Below are 10,323 nucleotides of genomic sequence, written 5' to 3'. Positions count from 1 at the left end.
CCGGAACCGAACACGCGGCCTTGACCGCTTCCTCGTCCGCTACAACACTCAACGAGGCCACTCCGCCCTCGGCGGACACCCACCCATCAGCCGACTCGCTGCCTGACAACAACGTGTCAGGTCACTACAGCTAGGCGCCCACTCGATCCTGGCAACCGCCCACTCGACGTCGCCAAGCGCCCACTCGACGGGGTGGGTGGTCAGAGGTCGGCGGAGGCGTCCGCGTCGACGAACCAGACGGTCGCCTCGGTACCGCTCACCGACGCGCACGGCCACGCCGACGCGTCCCCGCCACCGACACCCGCGGCGACGGCTTCGGCCTTGTCGGCGCCGGCGACGAGGAACCACACCTGTCGGGCCCGGTTCACCGCGGGCACGGTCAGCGTGATGCGCCGCGGCGGTGGCTTCGGCGAGTTCTCGACGGCGACGACCGTCGCCGACCGCTCGGCGAGCGCGTCGGTGTGCGGGAAGAGCGAATTGATGTGGCCCTCGCCGCCCATGCCGAGCAGGTGGATGTCGAACGCGGGGCTGTCGGCGCCGTCGCCGCGCTCGCGGAGAAGCCGCGCGTAATCGGCGGCCGCGGCGTCGATGTCGTCGCCGAACTCCCCGTCGCTGGGCGCCATCACGAACACGCGGGCGGGGTCGACGTCGACATGGTCGAGCAGCGCGTCGCGCGCCTGCCCGGCATTGCGCTCGTCGTCGGCGTCGGGGACGAACCGGTCGTCGCCGAACCAGACGTCCACCGACCGCCAGTCGATCTCGGAGCCGTTGTCGCGCAACCACTCCAGGATCGCGATGCCGTTGCTGCCGCCGGTGAGGACCACCGACGCCGTCCCGCGTTCGCGCTGGGCGGCCACGACGGTCTCGACGAATCGCGCGCCGGCCGCGGCGATCAGCTCGGGCTTGTCGGTCACCTCGACGACCTCGGGACGAACGCTCATGCCGGGACCTCCGCTCCGGGTCGGGTCAGGCGCGCGACACCCTGCAGCGCCAGGTGGTAGATCTCGTCGGGATCGAGCCGACGCAGCTCCTCGGCGATGCACTCGCGGGTGCCCCGCGTCGACATCGCGATACGGCCGTCGGGGCGTCCCGGGATGGACAGGACCGCGTTGTTGTTCTGGTCGACGGCGAGCACCAGCGGTCCCGATTCGCGCTCGAGACGGATCTCGAAGCTCCCGACACCCCGCTGGACGTCGACGCCGAGCTGCGCCTGCAGCCATCCGGCGAGCAGGTCGATCGACGGCGAGTGCGTCGGCCCGGTCACCGACGCCGAGCGCACCGGTTCCAGCGGCGGCCGGTCGAGCGCGGCGGTGAGGATCGCCCGCCAGTACGTGATCTGCGACCACGCGAGATCGGTGTCGCCGGGGGAGTAGCCCTCGAGCCGGGTCGCGAGGACGGTGTCCGCGTCGGCGGCGTGCGCGGCGTCGGTGATCCGTCGACCGGCCAGGCGGCCCAGCGGGTCCTTGGCGGGATCGGCGGGGGCCTCACCCGGCCACCAGGTGACGACGGGTGTGTCGGGCAACAAGAACGGCGTGACCACGCTCGCGGCGTGCTGCGTCAGATCGCCGTAGAGACGCAGAACGACGACCTCCGAGGCGCCGGCGTCGCCACCGACACGGATCTGCGCGTCGAGGCGGGTCGCCGCCGCGGGATTGCCGAGCGAGACGACGATCACGCGACAGGGGTGCTCGCGGCTCGCCTCGTTCGCGGCGTCGATCGCACCCTCGGTGGGCTGCCCCTCGGCCGCACACACGACGAGCGTCAACACGCGCCCCAACGTGACGGCACCGCCGGTCTCCCGGATCGACACCAGCTTCTTGCTGACCTTCTCGGTGGTCGTGGCCGGCAGGTCGAGGATCACCGCAGGGACTCCTTCACGGGCAGGGTGGGTGTCACGGACGCCGCCAGGTGCGTCCGACGCGCGACATCATCTCGTCGGCCGAGCGTGGACCCCATGTGCCGGACTCATAGGTGTCGGGTCGTCCCGAGGTCGCCCAGTCCTCGAGGACCGGGTCGAGGATCTTCCACGACAGCTCGACCTCGTCGTTGACCGGGAACAGCGACGGCTCGCCGAGCAGCACGTCGAGGATGAGGCGTTCGTAGGCCTCCGGCGACGACTCGGTGAACGCCTGCCCGTAGCTGAAGTCCATGTTCACGTCGCGGACCTGCATGCTCGATCCCGGGACCTTGGACCCGAAGCGCAGCGTGATGCCCTCGTCGGGCTGCACGCGGATCACGAGGGCGTTCTCGCCCAGCTCCTCGGTCATCGTCTTGTCGAACGGCAGATGCGGTGCCCGCTTGAACACGAGTGCGATCTCGGTGACCCTGCGGCCCAACCGTTTTCCGGTGCGCAGGTAGAACGGCACCCCCGCCCAGCGGCGGCTGTCCACCTCGACGGCGATCGCGGCGTAGGTCTCGGTGATCGAGTCGGCGGCGAAGCCCTCCTCGTCGACCAGGCCGGGCACCTCGGTGCTTCCCTGCCATCCCGGGCCGTATTGTCCGCGGGCGGTGTTGAGGTCCAACGGGAGCACGTTGCGGGTCGCGGAGAGCACCTTGATCTTCTCCGCCTGCAGTTCCTTGGGCTCGAAGGAGACCGGCTCCTCCATGGCCACCAGCGCCAGCAACTGCAGCAGGTGGTTCTGGATGACGTCGCGCGCCGCGCCGATGCCGTCGTAGTAGCCGGCACGACCGCCCAGTCCGATGTCCTCGGCCATCGTGATCTGCACGTGGTCGACGTAATGCGAGCTCCACAGCGGGTCGAACAACTGGTTGGCGAACCGCAGCGCGAGGATGTTCTGGACGGTCTCCTTGCCCAGGTAGTGGTCGATGCGGAACACAGCGTCCTCCGGGAACACCCGGTTGACGACGGCGTTCAGCTCCTGTGCGCTGCGCAGGTCGTGCCCGAACGGCTTCTCGATGACGACGCGACGCCAGTGCTTGTCGGTCTGATCGGCCAGGCCGGACCGCTGCAGCTGTTCGCACACCGTCGGGAACGCGCCCGGCGGGATGGACAGGTAGAAGGCGTGGTTGCCGTCGGTGCCCCGCTGCCGGTCGAGGTCGCCGAGAACCGTCGACAACTGGTCGAACGCGTCGTCGTCGTCGAAGGCGCCCTGCACGAAGCGGAAACCCTCCGACAGCCGCTCCCACACCTCCTCACGGAACGGTGTGCGCGCGTGCTCGCGCACCGCGTCGTGCACGATCTGTCCGAAATCCTGGTCGTCCCAGTCCCGTCGGGCGAACCCGACCAACGCGAAGCTCGGTGGCAGCAGTCCGCGGTTGGCCAGGTCGTACACAGCCGGCATGAGCTTTCGTTTGGCGAGGTCACCGGTCACACCGAAGATGACCAGGCTGCAGGGTCCGGCGATCCGCGGAAGGCGTTTGTCCCGCGAGTCCCGCAGCGGGTTGGCCCAGGAGGTCGACACCGTCGCGGTCACGCGTCAGCCCTTGGCGGACTTGAGCTGTTCGGCGGTCTCGTCGAGCAGTTCGCCCCACGCCGACTCGAACTTCTCCACGCCCTCGTTCTCCAGCGTCAGGAACACGTCGGTGAGGTCGATCCCGAGGTCGGAGATGGAGGCGAACACCTGCTCGGACTCCGGTCCCCGTCCGATGAGCGACTCGGTGTCCACCTCGCCGTGGTCGGCGAAGGCGTCCATCGTCTTCTCCGGCATCGTGTTGACCGTGTTCGGTGCCACCAGCTCGCTGACGTAGAGCGTGTCGGAGTAGTCGGGGTTCTTGACCCCGGTGGAGGCCCAGAGGGGTCGCTGGGGGCGTGCCCCGTCGGACAGCAGGCCCTGGAACCGCGAGCCCACCTCGAACACCTGCTGGTAGGCGACGTAGGCCAGACGGGCGTTGGCCAGGGCGGCCTTGCCCTTGAGCTCCATCGCATCGGGGGTGCCGATGGCGTCGAGTCGCTTGTCGACCTCTGTGTCGACGCGGGAGACGAAGAACGAGGCCACCGAGTGGATCGTCGACAGGTCGTGCCCGGCCTTCTTCGCGGCCTCGATGCCGTCGAGGTACGCGTCCATCACGAGGCGGTAGCGCTCCACCGAGAAGATCAGCGTCACGTTCACGCTGATGCCCTCGGCGAGGGTCTTCGCGATGGCCGGGATGCCCTCTTCGGTGGCCGGGATCTTGATGAGGAGGTTCGGGCGGTCGACGATCTTCCACAGTTCGATCGCCTGCTCGACGGTCTTGTCCGTCTCGTGCGCGAGACGGGGATCGACCTCGATCGACACCCGACCGTCGACGCCGTTCGTGGCGTCGTAGACCGACCGCAGCACGTCGCAGGCGTTGCGGACGTCGTCGGTGGTGACCGTGCGGATGGTCGCGTCGACGTCACTCCCGCGGGCGGCGAGTTCGTTGATCTGGTCGTCGTAGGCCTCGCCCTTCGACAGGGCTGCCTGGAAGATCGACGGGTTGGTGGTCACGCCGACCACCGACTTCGTCTCGATGAGCTCGGCGAGGTTGCCCGACGAGATGCGCTCGCGCGACAGGTCGTCGAGCCACACCGAGACGCCGGCGTCGGAGAGTGCCTTCAGGTTCGCGTTCTGGCTCATGCGGATTGTCCCTTCACGGTCGTGATGGAGCGCTGCGCTGCTGCGACGACGGCCTCGACGGTGAAGCCGTACTCGCGGAACAGTGTCTGGTAGTCGGCGGATTCCCCGAAGTGCTCGAGGGAGATGATCTCGCCGTGTCCGCCGACGATCGGGTACCACGGCATCGCGATGCCGGCCTCGACGGAGACGCGGGCGGTCACGGTCGGCGGCAGCACCTGGTCGCGGTAGTTCTGGTCCTGGTCCATGAACCACTCGATGCACGGCATGGACACGACGCGCGCACCGATGCCCTTCTCCTCCAACGCCGCTGCGCCGTCGACCGCGAGCGACAGCTCGGAGCCGGTGGCGATGACGATGACCTCGGGCTCGGCGGTGGAGGAGTCCTTCAGGACGTAGCCGCCCTTGGCGACACCCTCGGCGGAGGTGCCCTCGAGGATCGGGATGTTCTGGCGGGTCAGCGCGAGACCCACCGGACCGCTGCTCGACGAACGCCCGATGACCGACTTCCAGGCGAACGCGGTCTCGTTGGCGTCACCGGGACGGACCACCGAGAGGTTCGGGATTGCCCGCAGCGCGGCGAGGTGCTCGATCGGCTGGTGGGTCGGCCCGTCCTCGCCGAGACCGATGGAATCGTGGGTCCAGATGTAGATGGGGTCGATGTCCATGAGCGACGCCAGGCGCACCGCGGGGCGCATGTAGTCGGAGAACTGCATGAACGTGCCGCCGTAGACACGGGTCGGTCCGTGCAGCACGATGCCGGACAGGATCGCGCCCATCGCGTGCTCGCGGACACCGAAGTGCAGTGTGCGGCCGTAGGGTTCGGCGTCCCAGTCGTCGGTCGAGATCGACGTCGGGCCGAAGGACTTCGCGCCCTCGATGGTGGTGTTGTTCGAGCCGGCGAGGTCGGCGGAACCGCCCCAGAGCTCGGGGAGCACCGGGCCCAGCGCGCCGAGCACCTTCCCCGACGCAGCGCGGGTCGCGACGGCCTTGTCACCGGGATTCCAGGTGGGCAGGACGTCGGCCCATCCCTCGGGCAGTTCGTCCTTGGTCAGACGGTCGAGTAGCGCGCGGCGCTCGGGGTTGGCCGACGACCACTTCTCGAACTCGTCCGACCACTCCTCGTGGGCGTGACGGCCACGCTGCAACAGCTCGCGGGTGTGGGCGATGACCGCGTCGTCGACCTCGAAGGTCTTGTCCGGGTCGAACCCGAGGATCTTCTTCGTCGCTGCGACCTCCTCGTCGCCGAGCGCCGAGCCGTGCGCGTCACCGCTGTTCATCTTCGTCGGCGCGGGAAAGCCGATGATGGTGCGCAGGATGATGATCGACGGCTTGTCGGTGACGGCCTTCGCGGCCTCGATCGCCTCGAGGATGCCGGTGACGTTCTCGCCTCCCTCGACGTACTGCACGTGCCAGCCGTACGCCTCGTACCGCTTCGCGGTGTCCTCGGACAGGGCGATGTCGGTGTTGTGCTCGATGGAGATCTTGTTGTCGTCGTAGAAGACGATGAGGTTGCCCAGCTGCTGGGTGCCGGCGAGCGACGACGCCTCGCTGGTGACGCCCTCCTCGATGTCGCCGTCGGAGGCGATCGCGTAGATGAAGTGGTCGAAGACGCTGCGACCCTCCGGCGCATCCGGGTCGAACAGACCGCGCTCGCGGCGGGCGGCCATCGCCATGCCCACCGCCGACGCGAGACCCTGACCCAGCGGGCCGGTGGTGATCTCGACGCCCCGGGTGTGGCGGAACTCGGGGTGGCCGGGAGTCTTCGACCCGAAGGTGCGCAGCGCCTCGAGGTCGGACAGTTCGAGCCCGAAACCGCCGAGGTACAGCTGGATGTAGAGCGTGAGCGACGAATGGCCGCACGACAGGATGAATCGGTCGCGGCCGAGCCAGGCCGTGTCGTTCGGGTCGTGACGCATGACGCGCTGGAACAGCGTGTAGGCCAGGGGAGCGAGGCTCATGGCGGTGCCGGGGTGACCGGATCCACACTTCTGCACGGCGTCGGCGGCGAGGACCCGGACTGTGTCGACGGCGCGGGTGTCCACGTCGGTCCAGTCCGCCGGGTGCGACGCCTGGGTGAGGGAACGGATCTCGTCTGTCACGGCCACGATGCGGGGATCTCCTGAGGTCGGTGCGGTGCGTCGGGGGAACGCGGGAGCGGCCCGCGCAGGTGTGGGACCGCGCTCTCAGCCTAGTCGCCGCCACGCCCGCTGTGACGCCCCCGGCACCCGCTCGTAGGGCCCGCGGTGACGTGTCCGTTTGTCGCCTGGAGGGTGGGGCCGTCTACCATTCTCTGTAGTAGACGCGCGAGGCGACGCCGGTCGGCTCGGCCCGCGCGCGGACCAGCCGGGTGAGTGTCACGAACGCCCCGGGTCAGCGGGACGGTGCAGGAGAGTCAGTGGAGATCGGGCACAGCGGCGCACGGACGTCGGCCGCGACCCGCTCGGTCGACGAGCCCGGCACCCCGGCGTCGCCCGCCCGGCGGGGTCGCGATCTGGTCCTCGCCTACATCGCGCTGACCAAGCCCCGCGTGATCGAGCTGCTCCTCGTGGCGACGGTGCCGGTGATGCTGCTGGCCGACCGCGGGTCCGTCGACATCGCCCTGATCGCCGTCACACTCGTCGGCGGGTGGCTCGGCGCCGCGAGTGCCAACACGCTGAACATGGTGGTCGACGCGGACATCGACCAGAAGATGAAGCGCACCGCCCGGCGTCCCCTGGCCCGGCACGCCGTGGGCCGTGGACACGCTTTCGTGTTCGGGATCGTGCTCGGCGCGGCGTCGTTCGCGGTGCTGTGGGCGTTTGCGAACCTGTTGAGCGCGCTGCTGGTGATGGCGACCATCGCCTTCTACGTCCTCGTCTACACGATGGTCCTCAAGCGCCGGACCTCGCAGAACGTGGTGTGGGGCGGGGCCGCCGGCTGCATGCCGACCCTCGTCGGCTGGGCCGCGGTCACCGGCACCATCTCCTGGCAGCCGGTCGTGTTGTTCCTGATCATCTTCTTCTGGACGCCGCCGCACACCTGGGCGCTCGCCATGCGCTACAAGGAGGACTACGCGGCGGCCGGTGTGCCGATGCTGCCGGTGGTCGCCACCGAACAGCAGGTGGCGCGGCAGATGGTGATCTACACCTGGGCCACCGTGGCCGCCACGCTCGTCCTGGTCGCCGCGACCGGGTGGATCTACGCCGTGGTCGCCGTGGTGGCCGGCGCCTGGTTCCTCCGGGCCGTGCACAAGCTCTACGCAGGGACCCGTCGGGGCGAGCCCATCGCGCCGCTGCGCGTCTTCCTGCAGTCGAACGAGTACCTCGCCGTGGTGTTCTGCGGCCTCGCCGTCGACTCGGTGATCCACCTGCCGACGGTGCTCTCCACCTTCTGATCGCCCTGCGGCCGGTTCCCGTCGACGTCAGGGGATGAGCGCCACGGATCCCGTCGTCGTCCGCCCCTCGAGGTCGGTGTGTGCCCGGGACGCGTCCGCCAGTGGGTAGCGGTGATCGACGCGCATCGGCAGCCGCCCGTCCGCCACGGCGGCCATCACCTCCGACGTACGGCGCGCGAACTCGTCGGTGTCGGCGATGTAGTGCGCGAGGGTGGGCCGGGTCACGAACAGCGATCCCAGACCGTTGAGGCGTTGCAGGTCGAACGGAGGCACCGGACCGCTCGCGGCGCCGAACAGCGCGACGGTCCCGCGGACCGCGGTCGCGGTGAGGCTCTGCTCGAACGTGTCGGCGCCGACGCCGTCGTAGGTGGCCGCGACACCCTTCCCGACGGTGAGTTCGCGGACCTTCTCGCCGACGTGGTCGCCATAGCGCAGCACGTGTGCGGCGCCGGCCTCGCGGGACAGCTGCTCCTTCGCATCGGTGGAGACGGTGGTGATCACACGGATCCCACGGGCGGCGGCCAGGCGGGTCAGGATGAGGCCGACACCGCCGGCGCCGGCGTGGAGAAGGACCGTGTCCGGACCGTCGGGGTCGCCGCTGCCCCGCAGATGCGACACCCCGTCGAGGAGGTAGTGGGCGGTGCACCCCTGCAACAGGACCGACGCGGCGACGGCGTCCTCGACACCGTCGGGGACGACCACCGTGCGGTGTGCGGGGACAACAGCGAGCTCGGCGTAGCTGCCGGGTGCGTCGCACCAGGCGACCCGTGTCCCGACAGCCGGCTCGGTGACGCCGTCGCCGACCGCCACGACGGTGCCCGCGCCCTCGGAACCAGGGATGTACGGCGGGTTCGACGGGTAGTAGCCCGATCGCAGGTAGGTGTCGATGAAGTTGACGCCCACTCCGCCGACGCGGACGAGAACCTCGCCCGGGCCGGGGCCGGGGTCGTCGACGGTGACGATCTCGAGCACCTCGGGACCGCCGTGGCGGGTGACGTGGACTGCCTGCATCAGACCGTTCTACCGCCCCGATAGGATCGGCGACATGGCTGACGAGAGCGCGACCGAATCCGCCCAGGCCACCGACACCCGCGAGGCCGCGGTGCCGGCGCCCAAGAAGGCCGTGGCCGCGGCGACGCGGTTCGTCCGCGACGGCGGCGGCGAGGCGACGGCTGTGATCGAGCCGATCGGGGCGGCGGGCGTACGGATCCTCATGGTCGCGCAGGACGGCGGCGTCATGGGCGACGTCGTCGTGAAGGACGTCGCGACCGCACACGCCGTCGTCGACGCGGTGGCGGGCCTCACCGCCGGTGAGTGGGACCGCGAACTCAGCGCCGCGGCGACACCGCAGCCGGGCCACTGGCGCAAGATGGCCGGCTGGGTCGCCAACACCTGATCAGCGGTCGGCGCGTTCGGCGAGGCCGGACGGCTCCGACGTCGCCTCCTCGCTCGGCATGAGTCGGCGGGGCCGCAGCGAGATCCACAGGGCCGCGGTGGCGGCGACACACGCGGCCGCACCGGCGACATGGAACACCACGAGCAGCTCGGGGATCCCCGTGGCGTACTGGGTGATCCCGATCGCGGCCTGCACGACGATCATCCCGACGACCACGTAGAGCCGTCGGCGGATCGCGGCGGTCGCGCCCACCGCGGCCAGCCCGAAACCGAGCGCGACGATCAACGCCAGATAGGCCACCATCATCTCGGCGTGGAAGTGCACCAGGGTCGTGATCGCGACCGCGAGTCGCGGGACCGGCTTCTCGATGCTGGCGTCGCCGGCGTGCGGGCCGGCACCGGTGACCATCGTCCCGGCCACCAGCACCACGGCCATCATCACGGCCGACAACGCGGTCAACCAGCGCAGCGGTGCGGGCACCAGGGGGATGGCCTCGCCGTCGTCGGGTTCGCGGACCTTCTCCAGCAGCAGCACCGACAGCCACACCATCGCCATCGACACCAGCAGGTGGATGGCGACGGTCCACCACAGCAGACCGGTGAGGACGGTGATGCCGCCGATCACGGCCTGCGCGACCGTCGAGAGCGGGATGAGCCAGGCGTAGAAGCGAACCTCGCGACGGCGGTTCGCGCGCGTCACCGCGATCACGATCGCGGCGGCGATGATCACGACGGCGAACGTCAGCATCCGGTTGCCGAACTCGACCGCCTGATGGATCCCCGCGACCTCCTGGTGCGGTTCCGGGGTGAAGCTTCCCGGGAAGCACTGCGGCCAGGTGGGGCATCCGAGCCCGGAGGCCGTGACCCGGACGACGGAGCCGGTGACGGCGATACCCGCCTGCGTCAGGACCACGAGGACGGCGATGACCGTCTGCACTCGGAGGGACACTGCGGGCAGGAGGTTCACCAGCCGGACGAAACCGCGATACAGCACGTCGT

General features: G+C 69.8%; 9 protein-coding genes and 1 pseudogene. 3 read left to right on the top strand and 7 right to left on the bottom strand.

Annotated elements, in window-relative coordinates; all coding sequences use genetic code 11:
- Positions 1 to 106: pseudogene (locus Q1A98_RS10330) on the top strand (IS481 family transposase); the annotation flags it as partial.
- 94 nt (positions 107 to 200) lie between these two features.
- Here the strand turns inward: Q1A98_RS10330 and pgl are convergent.
- The 5 genes from pgl to tkt are packed head-to-tail and all read right to left on the bottom strand — an operon-like array spanning position 201 to position 6,661.
- Positions 201 to 941: a 6-phosphogluconolactonase gene (gene pgl / locus Q1A98_RS10325; RefSeq protein WP_299572803.1), complete on the bottom strand. Its 741-nt coding sequence runs from the start codon at positions 939 to 941 to the stop codon at positions 201 to 203.
- Positions 938 to 1,861: a glucose-6-phosphate dehydrogenase assembly protein OpcA gene (locus tag Q1A98_RS10320; RefSeq protein WP_299572799.1), complete on the bottom strand. Its 924-nt coding sequence runs from the start codon at positions 1,859 to 1,861 to the stop codon at positions 938 to 940. Before Q1A98_RS10320 ends, pgl begins: the two co-directional genes overlap by 4 nt.
- Before the next feature lie 31 nt (positions 1,862 to 1,892).
- Positions 1,893 to 3,434, bottom strand: coding sequence for a glucose-6-phosphate dehydrogenase (gene zwf, locus Q1A98_RS10315; RefSeq protein WP_299572796.1), 1,542 nt, complete (start codon positions 3,432 to 3,434; stop codon positions 1,893 to 1,895).
- 3 nt (positions 3,435 to 3,437) lie between these two features.
- Positions 3,438 to 4,556: a transaldolase gene (gene tal / locus Q1A98_RS10310; protein WP_299572793.1), complete on the bottom strand. Its 1,119-nt coding sequence runs from the start codon at positions 4,554 to 4,556 to the stop codon at positions 3,438 to 3,440.
- Positions 4,553 to 6,661, bottom strand: coding sequence for a transketolase (gene tkt, locus Q1A98_RS10305; RefSeq protein ID WP_299572790.1), 2,109 nt, complete (start codon positions 6,659 to 6,661; stop codon positions 4,553 to 4,555). The genes tal and tkt overlap by 4 nt, the downstream gene beginning before the upstream one ends.
- A gap of 290 nt (positions 6,662 to 6,951) precedes the next feature.
- Here tkt and Q1A98_RS10300 point away from each other — a divergent pair, with 290 nt between their 5' ends.
- Complete coding sequence (locus Q1A98_RS10300) at positions 6,952 to 7,929, top strand: heme o synthase (RefSeq protein ID WP_299572787.1); 978 nt, start codon at positions 6,952 to 6,954, stop codon at positions 7,927 to 7,929.
- A 27-nt stretch (positions 7,930 to 7,956) separates the two neighbouring features.
- Here the strand turns inward: Q1A98_RS10300 and Q1A98_RS10295 are convergent, their stop codons facing one another.
- Entirely contained in the window at positions 7,957 to 8,940 is a 984-nt protein-coding gene (locus Q1A98_RS10295; protein WP_299572784.1) for a quinone oxidoreductase, read from the bottom strand.
- Between the two features lie 34 nt (positions 8,941 to 8,974).
- Here Q1A98_RS10295 and Q1A98_RS10290 point away from each other — a divergent pair, with 34 nt between their 5' ends.
- Positions 8,975 to 9,325 carry a hypothetical protein gene (locus Q1A98_RS10290; protein ID WP_299572782.1) on the top strand — a complete coding sequence of 117 codons (351 nt, stop codon included), beginning with the start codon at positions 8,975 to 8,977 and terminating at the stop codon, positions 9,323 to 9,325.
- Here Q1A98_RS10290 and Q1A98_RS10285 read toward each other — a convergent pair whose 3' ends face one another.
- The gene (locus tag Q1A98_RS10285) at positions 9,326 to 10,318 is read right to left on the bottom strand and encodes a heme A synthase (protein ID WP_299572780.1); all 993 of its coding nucleotides are present in this window, start codon (positions 10,316 to 10,318) and stop codon (positions 9,326 to 9,328) included.
- Positions 10,319 to 10,323 lie beyond the last annotated feature (5 nt).

Origin of the sequence: uncultured Williamsia sp., from assembly GCF_947494875.1 — a bacterium.
Lineage (GTDB): Bacteria > Actinomycetota > Actinomycetes > Mycobacteriales > Mycobacteriaceae > Williamsia_A.
The sequence above is the reverse complement of the archived record's forward strand: the minus strand, read 5'-3'. Positions and strand labels throughout refer to the sequence as shown.

Excerpts from the sequence above, each read along its gene's own strand:
- pgl (WP_299572803.1), bottom strand. The coding sequence starts at position 941 with ATGAGCGTTCGTCCCGAGGTCGTCGAGGTGACCGACAAGCCCGAGCTG.
- tal (WP_299572793.1), bottom strand. The coding sequence starts at position 4,556 with ATGAGCCAGAACGCGAACCTGAAGGCACTCTCCGACGCCGGCGTCTCG.
- Q1A98_RS10295 (WP_299572784.1), bottom strand. The coding sequence starts at position 8,940 with ATGCAGGCAGTCCACGTCACCCGCCACGGCGGTCCCGAGGTGCTCGAG.
- Q1A98_RS10290 (WP_299572782.1), top strand. The coding sequence starts at position 8,975 with ATGGCTGACGAGAGCGCGACCGAATCCGCCCAGGCCACCGACACCCGC.